The organism is Pseudomonas sp. R1-18 (assembly GCF_051132095.1).
Classification (GTDB): domain Bacteria; phylum Pseudomonadota; class Gammaproteobacteria; order Pseudomonadales; family Pseudomonadaceae; genus Aquipseudomonas.
This window is the reverse complement of record NZ_CP071658.1, coordinates 3,302,720-3,324,599: the sequence shown is the minus strand read 5'-3', so window position 1 is coordinate 3,324,599 and position 21,880 is coordinate 3,302,720. Positions and strand designations below refer to the sequence as shown.

Below are 21,880 nucleotides of genomic sequence, written 5' to 3'. Positions count from 1 at the left end.
ATCGACCATGAACGCGCGCAAGGCGGTGCCGTTGCTGATCTACATCCTGTTCCTGCTGGTGCCCATCTACTGGCTGCTGAACATGTCCTTCAAGAGCAACACCGAGATTCTCGGCGGGCTCACGCTCTGGCCGGAGACTTTCACCCTGGCCAACTACCGGGTGATTTTCACCGATCCCAGCTGGTACAGCGGCTATATCAACTCGCTGTATTACGTGTGCCTCAACACGGTCATTTCCCTGACGGTGGCGCTGCCGGCGGCCTATGCTTTCTCCCGTTACCGTTTTCTGGGCGACAAGCATCTGTTTTTCTGGCTGCTCACCAACCGGATGGCGCCACCCGCCGTGTTCCTGCTGCCGTTCTTTCAGCTGTATTCGTCGATCGGTCTGTTCGATACGCACATCGCCGTGGCACTGGCGCATTGCCTGTTCAACGTACCGCTGGCCGTGTGGATTCTCGAAGGTTTCATGTCGGGGGTTCCCAAGGAGATCGACGAAACCGCTTATATCGATGGCTATAGCTTCCCACGGTTTTTCGTGAAGATTTTCGTGCCGCTGATTGGCTCGGGGATCGGCGTCACGGCGTTCTTCTGCTTCATGTTTTCCTGGGTCGAGCTACTGCTGGCGCGCACGCTCACGTCGGTCAACGCCAAGCCCATTGCCGCGGTAATGACCCGCACGGTGTCGGCATCCGGCATCGACTGGGGCGTGCTGGCGGCGGCGGGGGTGCTGACCATCCTGCCGGGCATGCTGGTGATCTGGTTCGTGCGCAATCATGTGGTCAAGGGCTTCGCCCTTGGCCGCGTCTGAGGAGGCGGAAAATGGAATGGATGGCGTGGACGCCGATAACGGCGGCGTTCTTCGGGGCCGTGGCCCTGTTGCTGGCGGGCATGACGATCTGGGAACTCAGCTCGGCATGTGTCGAGCGGCGCGGATTTCTGCCGATCGCGACGACGCGCGGCGACCGCTTGTTCATCGGCCTGTTGAGCAGTGCCTATGTTCATCTTTTGGTCATTGGTGTGACCGACTGGAATCTGTGGGTCGCCTCGCTGTTGTCGTTGGTGTGGCTGTTAGTGGTGATGCGTTGGGGGTAGCCCGAGTGTCTGGTTTTCGGCCAGGCCATGGTGCAAAGCAGAGTGGGAAGAAGGCGACGTAATAATCATCTGGAGGTGTCTATGTTCTACAAAAACAACAAGCTGAGACATAGCGTGGCGTTGGCTTCGATGCTGGCGTGCAGTGGATTGAGCGTGACGGCATGGGCGGACGCCTATCAGGATGCCGCCAAAAAATGGATCGACGCGGAATTCAAGCCTTCGACCCTGTCCCCGGAGCAGCAACTGGCGGAGCTGGAGTGGTTCATCAAGGCCGCCGAGCCATTTCGTGGCATGAACATCAAGGTTGTATCGGAAACCCTGACCACCCACGAATATGAATCCAAGACCCTGGCGCGGGCCTTCTCGGAAATCACCGGCATCAAACTGACCCACGACCTGGTGCAGGAAGGTGACGTGATCGAGAAGATCCAGACCCAGATGCAGTCGGACAAGAATATTTACGATGGCTGGGTCAACGATTCGGATCTCATCGGCACGCACTTCCGTTATGGCAAGGCGCAATCGCTGACCGAGCTGATGGAAAGCGAGAGCGGCAAGAAGGTGACGTCTCCTACGCTGGACCTTAAAGACTTTATCGGTCTGTCGTTCACCACCGCGCCGGATGGCAAGGTCTATCAGCTGCCGGACCAACAGTTCGCCAACCTGTACTGGTTCCGCGCCGACTGGTTCGAGCGAGCGGATCTGAAAGAGAAATTCAAGGCCAAGTACGGTTACGAGCTTGGCGTGCCGGTCAACTGGTCCGCTTATGAAGACATCGCCAAATTCTTCAGCGAAGACGTCAAGCAGATCGACGGCAAGCGCGTCTACGGCCATATGGACTACGGCAAGAAAGATCCGTCGCTGGGCTGGCGGTTCACCGACGCCTGGTTCTCCATGGCTGGCGGCGGCGACAAAGGTCTGCCCAACGGCCTGCCCGTGGACGAGTGGGGTATTAGGGCCGAGAATTGCCATCCGGTCGGGTCGAGCGTTACCCGCGGCGGCGACACCAACGGCCCGGCCGCGGTCTTCGCCACCCAGAAATACATCGACTGGCTCAAAGCCTACGCGCCACCTGAAGCGGCGGGCATGACATTCTCCGAGTCGGGGCCGGTGCCGTCCCAGGGCAGCGTCGCGCAACAGATCTTCTGGTACACAGCATTCACCGCCGACATGACCAGGCCGGGGCTGCCGGTCATGAACGCCGATGGCACGCCGAAGTGGCGCATGGCGCCGTCGCCAAAAGGGCCGTACTGGAAAGACGGCATGAAGCTGGGCTATCAGGATGTGGGTTCGTGGACGTTCCTCTACTCGACCCCGGAAAAGCAGCGCCTGGCAGCCTGGCTGTATGCGCAGTTCGTAACCTCGAAGACCGTTTCGCTGAAAAAGACCATCGTCGGCCTCACTCCTATTCGCGAATCGGATATCAACTCCAAGGAAATGACCGCGCTGGCACCCAAGCTGGGCGGGCTGGTGGAGTTTTATCGCAGCCCGGCACGGGTTCAATGGTCGCCAACCGGCACCAACGTGCCGGACTACCCGAAACTGGCGCAATTGTGGTGGAGCCACGTGGCTGAAGCTGTTACCGGCGAGAAGACCGCTCAACAGGCGCTCGACGGTCTGGCCAAGGATCAGGATGCGATTCTGATGCGTCTGGAACGATCCAAGGCGCAAGAGAAGACCGGCTGTGCGCCAAAACTCAACCCGGAAACCACCGCCGAGGAGTGGTACAAGAAGGGCGAGGCGAGCCCTGCAGGCTGGGCGGCGCCGCAGCGCAAGCTGGCCAACGAGAAACCGAAAGGCGAAACCGTGAACTACACCGAGCTGCTGAAAAGCTGGGAAGCGGCCCGCAAGTAGCAAGCAGGCAAGCAGCAGCGCGCAATGCAAAACGGCACCCGAGGGTGCCGTTCTGTTTATACGCGAGTCGATCAGCCGTGCAGGCTTTCCGCCGCATAAAGGGTGTTTTCCAGCAGGCAGGCACGGGTCATCGGGCCTACGCCGCCCGGAACCGGCGTGATCCAGCCGGCGCGGGGCAGGGCGGTTTCGTACACCACATCACCAACCAGCTTGCCGTCGTCCTGGCGGTTGATGCCGACGTCGATGACAATCGCGCCAGGCTTGATCCACTCGCCTTTGACCAGACCGGGTTTGCCTGCCGCGACCACAACCAGATCGGCGCGGCCGACATGACCGGCCAGATCCTTCGTGAAGCGGTGGGTCACGGTCACTGTGCAACCGGCCAGCAGCAGCTCCATCGCCATCGGGCGGCCGACGATGTTCGAAGCGCCGACGACCACGGCATCAAGCCCGTAGAGATCCACTCCGGTGCTTTCCAGCAGCGACATGATCCCTTTCGGCGTGCACGGACGCAGCAGCGGGATGCGCTGGGCCAGACGGCCGACGTTATAAGGGTGGAAACCGTCCACGTCCTTATCGGGGCGGATGCGCTCCAGCAACAGGGAAGCGTCGAGGTGCGCGGGCAGTGGCAGCTGCAGCAGGATGCCGTCGATGTTGGCATCGTCGTTCAGGCGGTCGATCAACTCAGTGAGCGCAGCCTGGGTTGTCTCGGCGGGCAGGTCATGGGCCTGGGAAATGAAGCCGACTTCCTCGCAGTCCTTGCGTTTGTGCGAAACGTAGACCTGGGACGCGGGATCGCTGCCCACCAGAATCACCGCGAGGCCCGGCGTGCGCAGGCCTTGCTCGCGACGTTCGGCGACACGTTTGGCGATCTGCTGGCGCAGGCTGGCGGCGATCGCTTTGCCGTCGATAAGTTGTGCAGTCATGACGCGTTATTAACCATCGAGAGGAAATAAAATGAGCGCGCATTCTCGCATGACCTGACGCGAGGGCAAAGGCGCTTGGCTCGCATAATCAGCTAACTCCTTTATCTAGCTGAATTTTTTTTAAAAAAGAGTTGACGACCTTCAGGGTCGTCTATAAGATTCGTCGCACTTGCCGGGCAGAGCCCAGCACTGGTTAAGCTAGCACTGGTTGATTAGGTCAGGCAGAGTTGCAAATCGGCTCGGTGTGATTGAAAGCCTTTTAATTTGTGATCGTTTGTGAATGCAGATTATATAAGTGCCCGTAGCTCAGCTGGATAGAGCATCCGCCTTCTAAGCGGATGGTCGCAGGTTCGAGTCCTGCCGGGTGCGCCACTCAAGGCAGCTTTGGCACAGCAAGTAAGTTGTACGGTTACATGCAATATGGTGGGCGTAGCTCAGTTGGTAGAGCACAGGATTGTGACTCCTGTTGTCGTGGGTTCGATCCCCATCGTCCACCCCATATTCGGAAAGGCGCCAGATTTTATGATCTGGCGCCTTTGCTTTAAAAGCTTGTAACGCGGATGTGGTGGAATTGGTAGACACACTGGATTTAGGTTCCAGCGCCGAAAGGTGTGAGAGTTCGAGTCTCTCCGTCCGCACCAAGATGTGTAAGTAGCCTGAGTGGTATCACTCTCGTTACGCGAAGAAGCCGCCTAGAGCGGCTTTTTTTGTTTCAGCGCATTGAAAATATCGTCTCGCTGATCCGACGGTTTGCGCCGTCGGTCGAGCGGGGCGCGCTACGTGGATGGAGCCGGTAGTGGTCCGGCGCAGGCGCTTCCTTTATATAGCCTGTGCCAGACGCCTCGGCGGCAAGACAAAGTATGTTTTCGCCGCTCCTGTCGACGACCCGGTTCCGTCCTCTTAACTTGCCCTTTTTCAGTAGGGTGACTTCTTGAGTTTGACCCTCTAGAATGCATGCCCTTGATTCTGGGGTCGGAAACGCCGGCTAACGTCTGTGCAACGAGGAATATCCATGCAAGTTTCTGTTGAAAACACTTCCGCTCTTGAGCGCCGCATGACCATTGGCGTGCCTGCCGAACGCATCGAGACTGAAGTCAACAAGCGTCTGCAGCAGACCGCACGTAAAGCCAAGATCCCGGGCTTCCGCCCAGGCAAGGTGCCTATGAGCGTGATCCGCCAGCGTTATGAAGATGGCGCACGTCAGGAAGCACTGGGCGACCTGATCCAGGCAACCTTCTACGAAGCCGTGGTCGAGCAGAAGCTGAACCCGGCCGGCGCACCTGCCGTAGAGCCCAAGTCCTTCGAAAAGGGCAAGGACCTGGAATACGTCGCGACTTTCGAAGTATTCCCTGAGTTCACCGTCGCGGGCTTCGAGTCCATCTCCGTAGAGCGTCTGTCTGCCGAAGTGGCGGAAAGCGACCTGGACAACATGCTGGAAGTGCTGCGCAAGCAGAACGTTCGTTTTGAAGTGGCCGAGCGTGCCGCCCAGAACGAAGACCAGCTGAACATCGATTTCGTGGGCAAGGTCGACGGCGAAGTCTTCGCGGGCGGCTCCGCCACCGGCACCCAGCTGGTTCTGGGCTCCGGCCGCATGATCCCTGGTTTCGAAGACGGTCTGGTTGGCGCCAAGGCCGGTGAAGAGCGCGTTCTGAACGTGACCTTCCCAGAGGACTACCAGAACCTGGAGCTGGCTGGCAAAGCCGCCGAGTTCACCGTTACCGTCAACAGCGTTTCCGAGCCCAAGCTGCCTGAGCTGAACGAAGAGTTCTTCAAGCAGTTCGGCATCAAGGAAACCGGTATCGACGGTTTCCGCGCCGAAGTTCGCAAGAACATGGAGCGTGAGCTGCGTCAGGCCATCAAGACCAAGGTCAAGAACCAGGTCATGGACGGTCTGCTGGCCGCCAACCCGATCGAAGTGCCGAAAGCGCTGCTGGAAAACGAAGTCAACCGTCTGCGCGTTCAGGCTGTTCAGCAGTTCGGCGGCAACATCAAGCCAGACCAGCTGCCGGCAGAGCTGTTCGAAGAGCAGGCCAAGCGCCGCGTCGAGCTGGGCCTGATCGTTGCTGAAGTCGTCAAGCAGTTCGACCTCAAGCCAGACGACGCTCGCGTTCGTGATCTGATCCAGGAAATGGCTTCCGCCTACCAGGAGCCGGAGCAGGTTGTGGCCTGGTACTACAAGAACGAGCAGCAAATGAACGAAGTGCGTTCTGTTGTGCTCGAAGAGCAAGTTGTAGATACTGTTTTGCAGAAAGCTAGCGTGACCGACAAATCGGTCTCCTACGAAGAAGCGGTCAAGCCGGTGGAAGCTCCAAAAGCCGACTGATTTCTCTTTTCGTTCGAAAACACCCACAAGCCAGCCTTCGCGCTGGCTTGTGCGTATTCAAGACTCGACTATTTGGGAGTGAATGCAGGACATGTCCCGCAATTCTTATATTCAGCAGAACTCTGACATCCAGGCCGCTGGCGGCCTGGTCCCGATGGTTATCGAGCAGTCCGCCCGCGGCGAGCGCGCCTATGACATCTACTCGCGTCTCCTCAAGGAGCGCGTGATTTTCATGGTCGGGCCGGTTGAAGACTACATGGCCAACCTCATCGCGGCGCAATTGCTGTTCCTGGAAGCGGAAAACCCGGACAAGGATATCCATCTCTACATCAACTCCCCAGGCGGTTCGGTGACTGCGGGGATGTCGATCTACGACACCATGCAATTCATCAAGCCGGACGTATCCACCATCTGCATCGGCCAGGCCTGCAGCATGGGCGCGTTCCTGTTGGCCGGTGGTGCCGAAGGCAAGCGTCACTGCCTGCCTAACTCGCGCATGATGATTCACCAGCCACTGGGCGGTTTCCAGGGGCAGGCGTCGGATATCGACATTCATGCCAAGGAAATCCTGCATATTCGTCACCGCCTCAACTCCCTGCTGGCGCATCACACCGGTCAGAGCCTTGAAACCATCGAGCGCGACACCGAGCGTGACAATTTCATGAGCGCTGAGCGTGCGGCGGAATACGGCCTGATCGACTCGGTAATCAACAAGCGTCAAATGCCTGCTTAAGCGGCGCAAATGTGGGCGGTTGGCATAACCTGCCGCCTGCGGACTTGAAAAAGCCCGCGTTAGCCTTCATCTTGTGTTGCAAGCCTACCGGATTGGATCGATCGAATGACTGACACCCGCAACGGCGAGGACAACGGCAAACTGCTCTATTGCTCCTTCTGTGGCAAAAGCCAGCATGAAGTACGCAAATTGATTGCCGGCCCCTCGGTCTTTATCTGCGACGAGTGCGTCGACCTGTGCAACGACATCATCCGCGAGGAGGTGCAGGAAGCCCAGGCCGAAAGCAGTGCGCATAAATTGCCTTCGCCTAAAGAAATCAGCGGCATCCTTGATCAGTACGTCATTGGTCAGGAACGTGCCAAGAAGGTTCTCGCAGTAGCGGTGTACAACCACTACAAGCGTTTGAACCAGCGTGACAAGAAAAACGACGAAGTTGAACTGGGCAAGAGCAACATCCTGCTGATCGGCCCTACGGGCTCCGGCAAGACGCTGCTCGCCGAAACACTGGCGCGCCTGCTCAATGTGCCGTTCACCATCGCCGACGCCACGACCCTGACCGAAGCCGGTTATGTTGGCGAAGACGTGGAAAACATCATTCAGAAGCTGTTGCAGAAATGTGATTACGACGTAGAGAAGGCCCAGATGGGTATCGTCTACATCGACGAGATCGACAAGATCTCGCGCAAATCCGACAACCCTTCCATTACCCGTGACGTGTCCGGCGAAGGCGTACAGCAGGCACTGCTGAAGCTGATCGAAGGAACCGTGGCTTCCGTTCCTCCGCAAGGCGGACGCAAGCATCCACAGCAGGAATTCCTGCAAGTGGACACGCGCAATATCCTGTTCATCTGCGGTGGTGCATTTTCGGGCCTGGAGAAAGTCATCCAGAACCGTTCCACTCGCGGTGGCATCGGCTTCAACGCCGAAGTCCGCAGCAAGGAAGAGGGCAAGAAGGTTGGCGAATCCCTGCGTGAGGTCGAGCCTGACGATCTGGTCAAGTTCGGTCTGATCCCGGAGTTCGTGGGACGGCTGCCGGTTCTGGCAACGCTGGACGAGCTGGATGAGGCTGCGTTGATGCAGATTCTCACCGAGCCGAAGAACGCGCTGACCAAGCAATACGCCAAGCTGTTCGAGATGGAAGGTGTGGACCTCGAATTCCGCACCGATGCGCTGAAATCGGTTGCCCGTCGTGCGCTGGAGCGCAAGACCGGTGCCCGCGGCCTGCGCTCCATTCTGGAAGGCGTGCTGCTCGACACCATGTACGAGATCCCGTCGCAAAGTGACGTGAGCAAGGTGGTGATCGACGAGAGCGTGATCGAAGGCACGTCCAAGCCGCTGTTGATCTACGAAAACAGCGAGCCGCCTGCCAAGGTCGCTCCCGACGCATAACCGGCTTCGCCGTTCCTATGTGCCGAGAGACACAGAAGGGGGCCCTCAGGGTCCCCTTTTGCATTTCAGGGCCGAGACCTGTATCGCTTCCTTACTACAGTTATTCGGGCGCCGGCGCGCCAAGGCTTGTTTTTTTTGACCGCTGCCCCCATCTTGGCTTCACGCTTATTCCATCTGTTCACGGCCGATTGGCCGCCGTCGAGGCGAAATCATGAAGACCACCATTGAATTGCCTCTCTTGCCATTGCGTGATGTCGTGGTTTATCCGCACATGGTTATCCCGCTGTTCGTGGGGCGCGAGAAGTCTATCGAAGCCCTTGAGGCGGCGATGACGGGTGATAAACAGATTCTGTTGCTCGCGCAGAGAAACCCGGCCGACGATGATCCGGGCGAAAAGGCCCTGTATAGCGTCGGCACCATTGCAACCGTACTGCAGCTGCTCAAGTTGCCCGATGGCACCGTCAAGGTGCTGGTCGAAGGCGAGCAGCGTGGCTCGGTCGAACGTTTCATCGAGGTGGACGGTCACTATCGCGCCGAAGTTGCGCTGATAGAGGAAACCGACGCCCCGGACCGTGAGTCCGAAGTCTTCGTACGCAGCCTGCTGGCGCAGTTCGAGCAGTATGTCCAGCTGGGCAAGAAGGTCCCTGCCGAAGTCCTGTCCTCGCTCAACAGCATCGACGAGCCGGGTCGTCTGGTCGATACCATGGCGGCGCACATGGCGCTGAAAATCGAGCAGAAGCAGGACATCCTCGAAATTATCGACCTGCCTGCGCGTGTCGAGCACGTGCTGGCACTGCTGGACGCCGAGATCGACCTGCTGCAGGTCGAGAAGCGCATCCGTGGGCGGGTCAAGAAGCAAATGGAGCGCAGCCAGCGCGAGTACTATCTGAATGAGCAGATGAAGGCCATTCAGAAAGAACTCGGCGACGGCGACGAAGGCCACAACGAAGTCGAAGAGCTGAAAAAGCGCATCGATGCCGCCGGGCTGCCGAAAGACGCCCTGGCCAAGGCCACCGCCGAGCTGAACAAGCTCAAGCAGATGTCGCCCATGTCGGCTGAAGCCACGGTGGTGCGTTCGTACATCGACTGGCTGGTTCAGGTGCCATGGAAAGCGCAGAGCAAGGTTCGCCTGGATCTGGCGCGTGCCGAGGCGATTCTGGACGCCGATCACTATGGTCTGGAAGAGGTCAAGGAACGCATCCTTGAGTACCTCGCCGTGCAGAAGCGCGTGAAAAAGATTCGCGGTCCCGTGCTGTGCCTGGTGGGTCCTCCGGGTGTGGGCAAGACCTCGCTGGCAGAATCGATCGCCAACGCGACCAACCGCAAGTTCGTGCGCATGGCCTTGGGTGGCGTGCGTGATGAAGCGGAAATTCGCGGTCACCGCCGGACTTACATCGGTTCGATGCCGGGAAGATTGATTCAAAAGATGACCAAGGTTGGCGTGCGCAACCCGCTCTTCCTGCTCGATGAAATCGACAAGATGGGCAGCGACATGCGTGGCGATCCGGCGTCGGCACTGCTTGAAGTGCTGGATCCGGAGCAGAACCACAACTTCAACGACCATTACCTTGAAGTCGATTACGACCTGTCGGACGTGATGTTCCTGTGTACGTCGAACTCGATGAATATTCCACCGGCGCTGCTCGACCGCATGGAAGTCATCCGGCTGCCTGGTTACACCGAAGACGAAAAGATCAACATCGCCATCAAATACCTGTCGCCCAAGCAGATCCAGGCCAACGGCCTGAAGAAGGGCGAAATCGAATTTGACGACGACGCGATCCGCGACATCATCCGCTATTACACACGCGAAGCGGGTGTGCGCGGGCTTGAACGCCAGATCGCCAAGGTCTGCCGCAAGGCGGTCAAAGAGCATGCGCTGGAAAAACGTTTTGCAATTCGTGTCACGGCAGACATGCTTGAGCACTTCCTCGGCGTGCGCAAATTCCGCTACGGCCTGGCCGAGCAGCAGGATCAGATCGGCCAGGTGACCGGTCTGGCCTGGACTCAGGTGGGTGGCGAATTGCTGACCATCGAGGCGGCGGTAGTACCGGGCAAAGGCACGCTGATCAAGACCGGTTCGCTGGGCGATGTGATGGTCGAGTCGATCACGGCCGCGCTGACGGTAGTGCGCAGCCGCGCGAAAAGCCTGGGCATCGCCCCGGATTTCCACGAGAAGCGCGACACGCACATCCACATGCCGGAAGGCGCGACACCCAAGGATGGTCCGAGCGCGGGCGTCGGCATGTGTACCGCACTGGTATCGGCGCTGACTCAGATTCCGGTGCGCGCCGACGTGGCAATGACAGGTGAAATTACCCTTCGCGGACAGGTATTGGCGATTGGTGGCTTGAAGGAAAAACTTCTTGCCGCACACCGTGGTGGTATCAAGACGGTGATCATTCCTGAAGAAAACGTACGTGATTTGAAGGAAATTCCCGACAATATCAAGCAGGATCTTGAGATCAAGCCTGTTAAATGGATTGACGAAGTCCTGCAAATTGCGCTGCAATACGCGCCGGAGCCCTTGCCCGATGTGGCTCCGGAGATGGTTGCGAAGGATGAAAAACGCGAGTCTGACTCTAAGGAAAGAATTAGCACGCATTAAGACTGAGTGAGGCTTCCTTGACAGCTTTTTAGAGCCCTTGTTATAAAGCGGCTCTTTCAAGCAAGTACCGGCAAGCCTCCCAGCGCTCGTTTTGCTTAACACCTAAAACTTAGAAACATACTCAATATAGAGATAAGGGGACTTAGAGTGAACAAGTCGGAACTGATTGATGCTATCGCTGCATCTGCTGATATCCCGAAAGCTGCTGCTGGCCGCGCGCTGGACGCAGTGATCGAATCCGTCACTGGCGCTCTGAAGGCTGGCGACTCTGTTGTATTGGTTGGCTTTGGTACGTTCTCCGTTACTGACCGTCCTGCTCGCATTGGTCGCAATCCTCAGACTGGCAAGACGCTGGAAATCGCTGCTGCGAAGAAACCAGGCTTCAAAGCCGGTAAAGCCCTGAAAGAAGCCGTAAACTAAGCTTCTTCAAGCCTTGCCCGCCGGTTCGGATCAGGTCCGTGCCGGTAGCGGAGCAGCAATGCGGCGCTTGGTTGCAATGCCGAAGGGAACGAGCCCTTCCGCTCCGTCAGTTACGAGAAGGCGCATCCTCGGATGCGCCTTTCTTCTATCCGCTTTCTACCCACGCTCCGCGGTTGGTTAGTCAGTTCAACCGTTTTGGGGGACGCAATGCTGCAGAACATCAGGGACAATTCACAAGGCTGGATTGCCAAGACAATCATCGGGATCATCATCGCGCTGATGGCCTTCACCGGCATCGAGGCGATGTTCACCGCGACGAGCAACAAGCAGAACGCGGCTGAGGTCAACGGCGAAGAGGTCACTCAGAACGAGTTGAGCCAGGCCGTGGACATGCAGCGCCGTCAGCTCGCTCAGCAGCTGTCGCAGCAGTTGGGCAAGGATTTCGATCCTGCCATGCTCGACGAGAAGCTGCTGCGTGAATCGGCCCTCAAGGGGCTGATCGACCGCAAGCTGTTGTTGCAAGGCGCACATGATGCCGGCTTCGCTTTTTCCGACGCCTCGCTGGACCAGCAACTGCTGCAGACGCCTGAGTTCCAGGTTGATGGCAAGTTCAGCGCTGACCGCTTTGACCAGGTTATTCGCCAACTGGGCTATACCCGCATGCAGTTCCGCCAGATGCTTGGCCAGGAAATGCTGATCGGCCAGGTTCGCGCCGGTGTCGCAGGCAGTGCTTTCGTGACCGATGCGCAGGTGGAAGCCTTTGCCCGTCTCGAAAAACAGACCCGCGACTTCGCCACCCTGACGCTGCCGGCCGACCCGGCGGCAGTCAAGGTGACCGACGATGAGGTCAAGGCTCACTACGACCAGCACGCCAAGGAGTTCATGAGCCCTGAGCAGGTCGTTCTTGAATACGTCGAATTGAAGAAGTCCGCCTTCTTCGACAAGGTGCAGGTCAAGGACGAGGACTTGCAGGCGGCGTATCAGAAGGAAATCGCCAACCTGTCCGAACAGCGTCGTGCCGCGCACATCCTGATCGAAGTGAACGACAAGCTGGACGAGAACCAGGCCAAGGCCAAACTGGAAGAAGTGCAGCAGCGTCTGGCCAAGGGCGAGGATTTCGCCGCGCTTGCCAAGGAGTTCTCACAGGATCCAGGCTCGGCCAACAAGGGCGGTGATCTGGGCTACGCCGGCAAGGGCGTTTACGACCCGGCCTTTGAAGAGGCGCTGTATGCGTTGAACACGGACCAGGTTTCGCAGCCGGTGCGTAGCGATTACGGTTGGCACCTGATCAAACTGCTGGGCGTGGAGGCTCCATCGGTGCCGACGCTCGCCAGTCTCAAGGACAAGCTCACCAATGACCTGAAATCCCAGCAGGTCGAGCAGAAGTTCGTTGAGGCTACCAAGCAGCTTGAAGATTCGGCGTTCGAATCTTCGGATCTGGCCCAACCGGCTCAGGAGCTGGGCCTCAAGGTTCAGACCACCGCGCCGTTCGGTCGGGAAGGCGGCGAGGGTCTGACGGCCAATCGTGCGGTGATCCAGGCGGCGTTCAGCCCGGAAGTGCTTGAGGAAGGCTCCAACAGCAACACGCTGGAGCTGGACCCGGAAACGGTCGTGGTTGTGCGCTCCAAGGAACATCTGCAACCGCAGCAATTGCCGCTTGAGACCGTTGCCGCTGCCATCCGCGCGCAGCTGGTCAAGGACCACGCCAGTGCTGCGGCGAAAGCCAAAGGCGAGGCGTTGCTTGCCGGTCTGCGCGAAGGCAAGATCCCATTGGCGGCCAAACAGGAAGGTCGCGACTGGAAAGTGCTGGAAGCGGTTACTCGCAATCAGGAAGGCGTAGAGCCTACCGTGCTGCAGGCGTTGTTCCGCATGCCCAAGCCGGAAGGCAAGGACAAGCCGGAGTACGCCAGCGTCACCGCGGCAGATGGCAGCTTCGTGATTGTGCGCCTGAACGGTGTCAACCAGGCGGCCGCGCCGACCGACGCCGAGAAGACCCAGTACCGTCGCTTCCTCGCTTCACGTGCCGGTCAGCAGGATTTCGCTGCCTACCGCGCCGAGCTGGAAACCAAGGCGAAGATCGAGAAGTACTGAATCTCGATCCCGCTTCGAAAAAAGGCCGCTCATTGAGCGGCCTTTTTTTGCTCGCGAGGAGCCGAACTGTGGGAGCGGCTTCAGCCGCGAAGACGGCCGAACGTTCGACGCATACGTTGTGGAAGTGCCGGCGTTTTCGCGGACAAGTCCGCTCCCACCAGTTATCACGCAGTAAAAAGGCCGCTCAGTGAGCGGCCTTTCGTGTAGCACTGTAGCTATTACTCTTCGATGTTGCCCATCGCGGTGGTGTTGAAACCGCCGTCGACGTACATGATTTCACCGCTGATGCCCGACGCCAGGTCGGAGCACAGGAAGGCGCCGGCGTTGCCGACTTCTTCGATGGTGACGTTGCGACGCAGCGGGGTTTGCGCTTCGTTGGCTGCCAGCATCTTGCGGAAGTTCTTGATGCCGGAAGCGGCCAGAGTGCGGATCGGGCCTGCCGAAACGGCGTTGACGCGAGTGCCTTCCGGACCCAGGCTGCCAGCCAGGTAACGCACACCGGCTTCCAGACTGGCCTTGGCCATGCCCATGACGTTGTAGTTGGGCATGGTGCGCTCGGCGCCCAGGTACGACAGGGTCAGCAGGCTGCCATTGCGGCCTTTCATCATCTCGCGACCGGCTTTGGCCAGAGCTACGAAGCTGTAGGCGCTGATGTCGTGAGCGATGCGGAAACCTTCACGGGTGGTGGCTTCGGTGAAGTCGCCGTCGAGCTGGTCGCCCGGTGCAAAGCCGACCGAGTGGACGATCACGTCCAGGCCGTCCCACTTCTTGCTCAGTTCTTCGAAGACCTTGTTGATCTCTTCATCGCTGGCAACGTCGCAAGGGAAGCACAGCTCGGGGCCCGAGCCCCAGCCAGCGGCGAATTCTTCGACACGGCCCTTGAGCTTGTCGTTCTGGTAGGTGAAAGCAAGCTCCGCACCTTCACGATGCATGGCGGCAGCGATGCCGGATGCGATGGACAGTTTACTGGCGACACCGACGATCAGGACGCGCTTACCGGCGAGAAAACCCATGTGTTGTTCCTCTTCAGGTTAATCGACAGCTACCGGCGCCAAAAAGGCGGCCTCCAGCAGCTGCTGTGTATAAGGATGTTGCGGTGCGGCAAAGACAGCCTGCGCCGCACCCTGTTCGACCACTTGGCCTTGCTTGACCACCATCAGCTGGTGGCTCAGCGCTTTGACCACAGCCAGGTCATGGCTGATGAACAAATACGTCAGGTTGTACTTGGTTTGCAGCGAGCGTAGCAGCTCGACCACCTGGCGCTGTACGGTCCGGTCGAGCGCCGAAGTGGGCTCATCCAGAAGTATCAGCGCCGGCTTCAGCACCAGTGCCCGGGCAATGGCGATACGCTGCCGTTGCCCACCCGAAAACTCGTGGGGGTAGCGATGCCGGGTGTCCGGATCCAGGCCTACCTCCCTGAGTGCTTCGATAATCGCTGCTTCCTGCTCCGCAGCGGTTCCCATGCGATGGATTCGCAGGCCTTCGCCGACGATTTCCCCTACCGACATACGTGGGCTCAGGCTACCGAAAGGGTCCTGAAACACCACTTGCATCTGCCGGCGCAACGGCCGGATCTGCTGTTGCGACAGGCAGTCTAGCGGCTCACCCTGAAACCGTATGGTTCCCTGGCTGCCGATGAGCCTGAGGATAGCCAGACCCAACGTCGATTTGCCCGATCCACTCTCACCGACGATGCCGAGCGTCTGCCCCTTGGGCAGGCTGAAGCGGATGCCATCGACCGCTTTCACGTGATCGACGGTGCGCTTGAGCAGGCCCTTCTTGATCGGGAACCAGACTTTCAGGTCCTCGACTTCCAGCAGCGGAGCGCCAGCGGGGTTGGTCGAAGGACCGCCGCTGGGCTCGGCACCGAGCAGAATCCGGGTGTACGGATGCTGTGGTGATCGGAACAGCTGCTCGCACGATGCTTGTTCGACGATGCAACCTCGCTGCATGACACATACGCGATGGGCTATTTGCCTCACAACGTTCAAATCGTGGCTGATCAACAGCAGTGCCATGCCCAGTCGGGCCTGCAGATGCTTGAGTAATTCGAGGATTTTAAGCTGCACCGTGACGTCCAGCGCGGTGGTCGGCTCGTCGGCGATCAGCAGTTCAGGCTCGTTGGCCAGGGCCATGGCGATCATGACGCGCTGACGCTGGCCGCCCGACAGCTCGTGGGGCAGGGCTTTGAGACGTTTGCGCGGCTCGGGGATGCCGACCAGCTCAAGCAGCTCCAGCGTGCGTTCGGTGGCGGCCTGCCCGGTGAGGCCTTTGTGCAGGCCGAGCACCTCGTTGATCTGTTTCTCCACCGAGTGCAGCGGGTTGAGCGAAGTCATCGGCTCCTGGAAGATCATGGCGATCCGGTTGCCACGGATCGAACGCAGTTTCTTCTCGTCCATCTTCAGCAGGTCCTGACCTGCGTAATGGATGGTGCCTTGCGGATGGCTGGCGGCCGGGTAGGGCAACAGGCGCAGGATCGAGTGCGCAGTGACTGATTTGCCGGAGCCGCTTTCGCCGACCAGTGCCAGGGTCTCGCCGCGCCTGATGTCGAAACTGATGTTCTCGACCACGCGCTGGCGCGAGTCGCCGGCCACGAACTCGACCGCCAGATCGCGGATTTCGATCAGATTGTCATCGTTCATCTCATTTCCTTGGGTCGAAAGCATCGCGGGCGGACTCGCCGATGAACACCAGCAGGGTCAGCATCAACGCCAATACGGCGAAAGCGCTGATCCCGAGCCACGGCGCCTGGAGGTTGGCCTTGCCCTGGGCGACCAGTTCGCCAAGCGAAGGCGAGCCGGCGGGCAGGCCGAAGCCCAGGAAATCCAGCGCGGTAAGGGTACCGATGGCGCCGGTCAGGATGAACGGCATGAAGGTCATGGTCGACACCATGGCGTTGGGCAGAATATGGCGGAACATGATCGCGCCATTCTGCATGCCCAGCGCCCGCGCCGCGCGCACGTACTCCAGATTTCGGCCGCGCAGGAACTCGGCACGCACCACATCCACCAGGCTCATCCACGAAAACAGCAGCATGATGCCCAGCAGCCACCAGAAATTGGGCTGCACGAAACTGGCGAGGATGATCAGCAGATAAAGCACCGGCAGTCCGGACCAGATCTCCAGGAAGCGCTGACCCAGCAGGTCGACCCAGCCGCCGTAAAAGCCCTGCAGCGCACCGGCGATGACGCCGATGATCGAGCTCAGTACGGTCAGCGTCAGAGCGAACAGCACTGAAATCCTGAAACCGTAGATCACTCGCGCCAGCACGTCGCGGCCCTGATCGTCGGTGCCCAGCAGATTTTCCCGCGAGGGCGGCGCGGGTGCCGGCACCTTGAGGTCGTAGTTGATGCTTTCATAGCTGAACGGGATCGGCGCCCACAGCGTCCAGCCGCCTTTGGCCGCCAGCAGCTCCTTTATGTACGGGCTCTTGTAGTTCGCCTCCAGCGGGAATTCACCGCCAAAGGTGGTTTCCGGGTAGCGCTCGAAGACCGGGAAGTACCAGCTGCCGTCATAGCGCACCGCCAGCGGCTTGTCATTGGCGATCAGTTCGGCGCCCAGGCTGAGGACGAACAGGATCAGAAACAGCCACAGCGACCACCAGCCGCGCTTGTTGGCCTTGAAACGCTCGAACCGACGGCGATTGAGAGGGGACAGCTTCATATCAATGCTTCCTGCTTTCAAAGTCGATGCGCGGGTCTACCAGCGTGTAAGTGATGTCGCCGATCAGCTTCACGACCAGACCCAGCAGGGTAAAGATGAACAGGGTGCCGAACACCACCGGGTAATCGCGGTTGATTGCCGCCTCGAAGCTCATCAGCCCCAGCCCGTCCAGCGAGAAGATCACTTCGACCAGCAGGGAGCCTGTGAAAAAGATACTGATGAAGGCCGACGGAAAGCCTGCGATGACCAGCAGCATGGCATTGCGGAAGACATGGCCGTACAGCACCCGGTTGTTGGAAAGGCCCTTGGCCTTGGCGGTCACCACGTACTGCTTGCCGATCTCGTCGAGAAAGCTGTTCTTGGTCAACAGGGTCATGGTGGCGAAGTTGCCGATTACCAGCGCGGTCACCGGCAGCACCAGGTGCCAGAAGTAATCGAGCACTTTGCCCAGCGTGCTCAGCTCGTCGAAGTTGTTGGAGGTCAGACCGCGCAGGGGGAACCAGTTCAGGTAACTGCCACCCGCAAACAGCACGATGAGCAGAATCGCGAACAGGAACGCCGGAATGGCATAGCCGACGATGATCGCCGAGCTGGTCCAGACGTCGAACGCGCTGCCGTGGCGGGTAGCCTTGGCGATGCCCAGCGGGATCGACACCAGATACATGATCAGCGTGCTCCACAACCCCAGCGAGATGGACACCGGCATCTTCTCGATGATCAGGTCGATCACCTTCGCGTCGCGAAAGAAGCTGTCGCCGAAATCCAGCTGTGCGTAGTTCTTGACCATCAGCCACAGGCGCTCGGGCGGCGACTTGTCGAAGCCGTACATCCGCTCGATTTCCTTGATCAACGCCGGGTCCAGGCCCTGCGCGCCCCGATAGTTGGAGCCGGCGACCGCCACCTCGGCGCCGCCGCCAGCGATGCGGCTGGTGGCACCGTCGAAGCCTTCGATCTTGGCGATCATCTGCTCGACCGGCCCCCCGGGAGCGGCCTGGACAATGATGAAGTTGATGATGAGGATGCCCAGCAGTGTCGGGATGATCAGCAGCAGGCGCCGGAGGATATAAGCCAGCATTGTTATTGCTCCGTGCTCGCGTTGCTCGCGGGTTCAGCTTGATCGGGAACCGCCACCGGCGTGACCGGCCTGACGTCGGGTCTCGCCCACCAGGTCATGAGACCGATGTCGGACAGCGCTTTGTCCTGGGCTTTGGGATGGGCGATGTGATTCCAGTAGGCGATGCGCCAGGTCTTGATGTGCCAGTTGGGCACGACGTAAAAACCCCACAGCAAAACGCGGTCCAGCGCCCTGGTATGGTTGATCAGGCTCTGGCGCGAGTCCGCGTTGATCAGGCCGCTGACCAACGCGTCCACAGCCGGATCCTTGAGGCCCATGAAATTGCGGCTGCCGGGGTTGTCGGCGCTGGAAGAGTCGAAGTACACACGCTGTTCGTTGCCCGGCGAAGCCGACTGCGGAAAACCGCTGACAATCATGTCGTAATCACGCGAGCGCAGCCGGTTGATGTACTGCGAGACGTCAGAGCGACGGATCACCAGCTCGATGCCCAGATCGCTCAGGTTGCGCTTGAACGGCAGCAGCACCCGTTCGAACTCGGTCTGGGCCAGCAGGAATTCGATCTTCACCGGCTTGCCCTGAGCGTCGAGCATCTTGTCGTCGACGACTTTCCAGCCCGCCTCTTGCAGCAACTGAAAGGCGCGACGTTGCTGGGGGCGGATCATGCCGCTGCCGTCGGTGACCGGCAGCTCGAATGGCTCGGTAAACACCCGATCCGGAATCTTGCCGCGCAGCGGTTCGAGGATCTTCAGTTCTTCGGCCGAGGGCAGTCCGCTCGACGCCATTTCGGAGTTTTCAAAGTAGCTGCGGGTACGGGTGTAGGAACCGTTGAACAGCTGCTTGTTGGTCCATTCGAAATCCAGCAGCAACGTCAGCGCTTCGCGTACTCGCACGTCCTGGAAAACCAGCTTGCGCATGTTGAAGATAAAGCCTTGCATGCCGGTCGGGTTGCCGTTGGGCAGCTCTTCCTTGATCAGGCGACCGTCTCTGACGGCAGGCGTGTTGTAGGCCGTCGCCCAGTTCTTGGCGCTGGTCTCCAGCCAGTAGTCGAATTGTCCGGCCTTGCCAGCTTCCAGCGCGACGGTGTTATCCCGGTAATAGTCGTAGACCAGTTCGTCGAAGTTATAGGAGCCCTTGTTGATCGCCAGGTCTTTACCCCAGTAATCCTTGACCCGCTCGTAACGCACCGAGCGGCCCGCTTCGGCGCTGGCAATCTTGTAAGGCCCGCTGCCCAGCGGGAAGTCCAGGTTGCCCTTGTCGAACTCGCGGGTCGCCCAGAAGTGCTTGGGCAGCACAGGCAACTGACCCAGAATCAGCGGCATCTCGCGGTTGTCGGTGCGCTTGAATCTGAACAGCACCCGTAGCGGATCTTCGACGACCACCTGGTCGACATCGGCGTAATAGCCGCGATACATGGGGGCGCCGTGTTCCATCAGCGTCTTGAAGCTGAATTCGACATCTTCAGCGCGGATCGGATGGCCATCGTGGAAGCGTGCTTCGGGGCGCAGGTAAAAACGCACCCAGCTGTTGTCGGGGGCTTTCTCGATCTTGCCGGCGATCAGACCATATTCGGTGAACGGCTCGTCCAGGCTTGAACGCGCCAGAGTGTCGTAAATCAGGCCGATGTCCTCGGCCGGCACGCCTTTGTTTATGAACGGGTTGAAACTGTCGAAACCACCGGAGCCTGCCTGGCGCAGGGTTCCGCCCTTGGGGGCGTCGGGGTTCACATAATCGAAGTGCTTGAAGTCGGCCGGGTATTTGGGTGCTTCGTCATACAGCGTGATGGCGTGTTGCGGAGCCGCCTGAACGCTGAAGGCCATGCCGGCCAGCAACAGGCCGCCTAGCAGAGAGTGCAAAGGGGTCATCGGTTTTTCTCCGGAGTCTTGAGCCACCACGCACGCAAGCCCAGGGTGTAGGGCGGGGTAGTGACCATGGCGAATCGGTTGCGATAAGCCAGGCGATGATTGTTCAGGTACCAGTTCGGGATGCTGTAGTGCTGCGCAAGCAGGACACGGTCCAGCGCGCGAGTCGCTGCAACCTGCTCATCGCGGGTCTGCGCGGTCAGCAATGTGTTGAGCAGGCCGTCAACCACCGGGTTGGCGATACCTGCGTAGTTCTTGCTGCCGTTGATCGACGCCTGGCTGGAATGGAAGTACTGCCATTGCTCCAGGCCGGGGCTCAGCGTCTGCGGCAGGGTCGTGAGGATCATGTCGAAGTCGAAACGGTCCAGGCGCTGCTTGTATTGGGCCCGGTCGACGGTGCGCAGCCCGGCCTGGATACCGACGCGGCGCAGGTCTTCGATGTACGGCTGGAAGATGCGTTCAAGATTGGGATTGACCAGCAGGATCTCGAATCGCAACGGCTGCCGGTTGGCATCCAGCAGACCCTGACTGGACAGTGTCCAGCCGGCTGCGCCGAGCAGGCCAAGCGCCTTGCGCAGCGTCTCACGCGGGATACCACCACCGTCGGTTTTCGGCGGCGTATACGGCTGAGTGAACAGGTCTGGCGGCAACTGCTCACGATAGGGTGCCAGCAACAGCCACTCTCGCCCGGTCGGCACGCCGGTCGAGGAGAATTCACTATTGGGGTAGTAACTGAGCGAGCGAGCGTAGGCATCGCTGAACAGCGTGCGATTGGTCCACTCGAAATTGAACAGCAGGCCCAGCGCCTCGCGAACCCTGATATCGGCAAACGCGGCGCGTCGGGTGTTCATGAACAGACCCTGGGTCTGGGTCGGAATCCGGTGCGGAATCTGCGCCTTGATGACCTGCCCGTTGGCCACCGCCGGGAAACCGTAACCGTTTGCCCAGTTCTTGGCCTGATGCTCGATGTAGATGTCGAACTCGCCGGCCTTGAAGGCTTCGAAGGCGACGTTGCTGTCGCGATAGAAATCCACCTCGACCCGGTCGAAGTTGTACTTGCCACGGTTGACCGGCAAATCCTTGCCCCAGTAATCCTTGACCCGCTCGAACAGCAGCTGGCGGCCCGGTCGTACCCGCGTGATGCGATAGGGCCCGCTGCCCAGCGGCGGCTCGAAGGTGGTGGCCTTGAAATCGCGGTCCTTCCAGTAATGCTGCGGCAGTACCGGCAGTTCGCCCAGACGGAGAATCAGCAAAGGGTTGCCGGAGCGCTTGAAGACGAAGCGAATCCGGTGACGGTCGAGGATGTCGACGCGCTGCACTTCCTGCAGGGCGGTTCGGTACTGGGGATGGCCGTCCTTGAGCAGGGTCCGATAGGAAAACGCCACATCGTAGGCGGTCATCGGCTTGCCATCGTGGAAGCGTGCCTGGGGACGGATATTGAACACCACCCAGCTGCGATCCTCGGCGTACTCGACGCTCTGGGCCACCAGGCCATAACTGGAAGTGGGCTCGTCGCCGGAAGGGTCGTATTGGCCCGTCCCGACCATCAGCGGCTCGTTGAGCTCACTGACGCCGTATTGCAGGAAATTGCCGGTCGACGCCGGGCTGCTGCCTTTGAAGGTGTAGGGGTTGAGCGTGTCGAAGGTGCCGAACGCCATCATTCGCAGGGTGCCACCCTTCGGCGCCTCGGGATTGACCCAGTCGAAGTGAGTGAAGCTGGCCGGGTACTTGAGGACGCCGAATTGCGCATAACCATGACTTTCGGTAATGGCTGCGTCGGCGCAGAAGCTCAAGCCCAGACTGACGATGAAAAGGAAGGGTCGTATCACGATCCAGGCGGCTTGGGC

The 21,880-nt window shown here is 59.5% G+C and carries 16 protein-coding genes and 3 tRNA genes; 12 read left to right on the top strand and 7 right to left on the bottom strand.

Annotated features, from left to right (window positions below):
• Positions 1–7: 7 nt before the first annotated feature.
• From J3P77_RS15235 to J3P77_RS15225, 3 genes are all read left to right on the top strand, one after another.
• A complete protein-coding gene (locus J3P77_RS15235; RefSeq protein ID WP_434677431.1) occupies positions 8–808 on the top strand; it encodes a carbohydrate ABC transporter permease in 801 nt (266 codons plus the stop codon).
• 11 nt (positions 809–819) lie between these two features.
• The gene (locus tag J3P77_RS15230) at positions 820–1,092 is read left to right on the top strand and encodes a DUF2160 domain-containing protein (protein WP_434677430.1); all 273 of its coding nucleotides are present in this window, start codon (positions 820–822) and stop codon (positions 1,090–1,092) included.
• Positions 1,093–1,173: 81 nt separating this feature from the next.
• Positions 1,174–2,946 carry an ABC transporter substrate-binding protein gene (locus J3P77_RS15225; protein ID WP_434677429.1) on the top strand — a complete coding sequence of 591 codons (1,773 nt, stop codon included), beginning with the start codon at positions 1,174–1,176 and terminating at the stop codon, positions 2,944–2,946.
• A 71-nt stretch (positions 2,947–3,017) separates the two neighbouring features.
• Here the strand turns inward: J3P77_RS15225 and folD are convergent, their stop codons facing one another.
• Positions 3,018–3,872: a bifunctional methylenetetrahydrofolate dehydrogenase/methenyltetrahydrofolate cyclohydrolase FolD gene (folD, locus tag J3P77_RS15220; RefSeq protein ID WP_434677428.1), complete on the bottom strand. Its 855-nt coding sequence runs from the start codon at positions 3,870–3,872 to the stop codon at positions 3,018–3,020.
• Between the two features lie 295 nt (positions 3,873–4,167).
• Here folD and J3P77_RS15215 point away from each other — a divergent pair.
• The 9 genes from J3P77_RS15215 to J3P77_RS15175 all read left to right on the top strand — a co-directional run bounded on the left by J3P77_RS15215 (position 4,168) and on the right by J3P77_RS15175 (position 13,436).
• A tRNA-Arg gene (locus J3P77_RS15215) sits at positions 4,168–4,244 on the top strand.
• A gap of 51 nt (positions 4,245–4,295) precedes the next feature.
• Positions 4,296–4,371, top strand: a tRNA-His gene (locus J3P77_RS15210).
• Positions 4,372–4,428: 57 nt separating this feature from the next.
• Positions 4,429–4,513 (top strand) — tRNA-Leu (locus tag J3P77_RS15205).
• Positions 4,514–4,884: 371 nt separating this feature from the next.
• Positions 4,885–6,195, top strand: a complete 1,311-nt coding sequence (gene tig, locus J3P77_RS15200) for a trigger factor (protein ID WP_434677427.1) — start codon at positions 4,885–4,887, stop codon at positions 6,193–6,195.
• Between the two features lie 91 nt (positions 6,196–6,286).
• Complete coding sequence (gene clpP / locus J3P77_RS15195; RefSeq protein ID WP_002552734.1) at positions 6,287–6,928, top strand: ATP-dependent Clp endopeptidase proteolytic subunit ClpP; 642 nt, start codon at positions 6,287–6,289, stop codon at positions 6,926–6,928.
• A gap of 105 nt (positions 6,929–7,033) precedes the next feature.
• Positions 7,034–8,317 carry an ATP-dependent Clp protease ATP-binding subunit ClpX gene (clpX, locus tag J3P77_RS15190; protein ID WP_434677426.1) on the top strand — a complete coding sequence of 428 codons (1,284 nt, stop codon included), beginning with the start codon at positions 7,034–7,036 and terminating at the stop codon, positions 8,315–8,317.
• A gap of 211 nt (positions 8,318–8,528) precedes the next feature.
• The gene (gene lon, locus J3P77_RS15185) at positions 8,529–10,925 is read left to right on the top strand and encodes an endopeptidase La (RefSeq protein WP_434677425.1); all 2,397 of its coding nucleotides are present in this window, start codon (positions 8,529–8,531) and stop codon (positions 10,923–10,925) included.
• 147 nt (positions 10,926–11,072) lie between these two features.
• Positions 11,073–11,345, top strand: coding sequence for an HU family DNA-binding protein (locus J3P77_RS15180; RefSeq protein WP_002552737.1), 273 nt, complete (start codon positions 11,073–11,075; stop codon positions 11,343–11,345).
• Positions 11,346–11,552: 207 nt separating this feature from the next.
• A complete protein-coding gene (locus J3P77_RS15175) occupies positions 11,553–13,436 on the top strand; it encodes a SurA N-terminal domain-containing protein (protein ID WP_434677424.1) in 1,884 nt (627 codons plus the stop codon).
• A 218-nt stretch (positions 13,437–13,654) separates the two neighbouring features.
• Here the strand turns inward: J3P77_RS15175 and fabI are convergent, their stop codons facing one another.
• The 6 genes from fabI to J3P77_RS15145 are packed head-to-tail and all read right to left on the bottom strand — an operon-like array spanning position 13,655 to position 21,862.
• A complete protein-coding gene (fabI, locus tag J3P77_RS15170; protein ID WP_434677423.1) occupies positions 13,655–14,449 on the bottom strand; it encodes an enoyl-ACP reductase FabI in 795 nt (264 codons plus the stop codon).
• An 18-nt stretch (positions 14,450–14,467) separates the two neighbouring features.
• Positions 14,468–16,078, bottom strand: coding sequence for an ABC transporter ATP-binding protein (locus J3P77_RS15165; protein ID WP_434677422.1), 1,611 nt, complete (start codon positions 16,076–16,078; stop codon positions 14,468–14,470).
• Position 16,079: 1 nt separating this feature from the next.
• Positions 16,080–17,099, bottom strand: coding sequence for an ABC transporter permease (locus tag J3P77_RS15160; RefSeq protein ID WP_434677421.1), 1,020 nt, complete (start codon positions 17,097–17,099; stop codon positions 16,080–16,082).
• Position 17,100: 1 nt separating this feature from the next.
• A complete protein-coding gene (locus tag J3P77_RS15155; protein ID WP_434677420.1) occupies positions 17,101–18,174 on the bottom strand; it encodes a microcin C ABC transporter permease YejB in 1,074 nt (357 codons plus the stop codon).
• A 2-nt stretch (positions 18,175–18,176) separates the two neighbouring features.
• Positions 18,177–20,036 (bottom strand): extracellular solute-binding protein, encoded by a 1,860-nt coding sequence (locus tag J3P77_RS15150; RefSeq protein WP_434677419.1) that lies wholly within the window; start codon positions 20,034–20,036, stop codon positions 18,177–18,179.
• The gene (locus J3P77_RS15145; protein WP_434677418.1) at positions 20,033–21,862 is read right to left on the bottom strand and encodes an extracellular solute-binding protein; all 1,830 of its coding nucleotides are present in this window, start codon (positions 21,860–21,862) and stop codon (positions 20,033–20,035) included. Before J3P77_RS15145 ends, J3P77_RS15150 begins: the two co-directional genes overlap by 4 nt.
• Positions 21,863–21,880: the final 18 nt, after the last annotated feature.

Bases quoted from the DNA above. Each gene is read 5' to 3' on its own strand.
- J3P77_RS15235 (WP_434677431.1), top strand. From the start codon at position 8: ATGAACGCGCGCAAGGCGGTGCCGTTGCTGATCTACATCCTGTTCCTG.
- J3P77_RS15230 (WP_434677430.1), top strand. From the start codon at position 820: ATGGAATGGATGGCGTGGACGCCGATAACGGCGGCGTTCTTCGGGGCC.
- J3P77_RS15225 (WP_434677429.1), top strand. From the start codon at position 1,174: ATGTTCTACAAAAACAACAAGCTGAGACATAGCGTGGCGTTGGCTTCG.
- folD (WP_434677428.1), bottom strand. From the start codon at position 3,872: ATGACTGCACAACTTATCGACGGCAAAGCGATCGCCGCCAGCCTGCGC.
- tig (WP_434677427.1), top strand. From the start codon at position 4,885: ATGCAAGTTTCTGTTGAAAACACTTCCGCTCTTGAGCGCCGCATGACC.
- clpP (WP_002552734.1), top strand. From the start codon at position 6,287: ATGTCCCGCAATTCTTATATTCAGCAGAACTCTGACATCCAGGCCGCT.
- clpX (WP_434677426.1), top strand. From the start codon at position 7,034: ATGACTGACACCCGCAACGGCGAGGACAACGGCAAACTGCTCTATTGC.
- lon (WP_434677425.1), top strand. From the start codon at position 8,529: ATGAAGACCACCATTGAATTGCCTCTCTTGCCATTGCGTGATGTCGTG.
- J3P77_RS15175 (WP_434677424.1), top strand. From the start codon at position 11,553: ATGCTGCAGAACATCAGGGACAATTCACAAGGCTGGATTGCCAAGACA.
- fabI (WP_434677423.1), bottom strand. From the start codon at position 14,449: ATGGGTTTTCTCGCCGGTAAGCGCGTCCTGATCGTCGGTGTCGCCAGT.
- J3P77_RS15165 (WP_434677422.1), bottom strand. From the start codon at position 16,078: ATGAACGATGACAATCTGATCGAAATCCGCGATCTGGCGGTCGAGTTC.
- J3P77_RS15160 (WP_434677421.1), bottom strand. From the start codon at position 17,099: ATGAAGCTGTCCCCTCTCAATCGCCGTCGGTTCGAGCGTTTCAAGGCC.
- J3P77_RS15155 (WP_434677420.1), bottom strand. From the start codon at position 18,174: ATGCTGGCTTATATCCTCCGGCGCCTGCTGCTGATCATCCCGACACTG.
- J3P77_RS15150 (WP_434677419.1), bottom strand. From the start codon at position 20,036: ATGACCCCTTTGCACTCTCTGCTAGGCGGCCTGTTGCTGGCCGGCATG.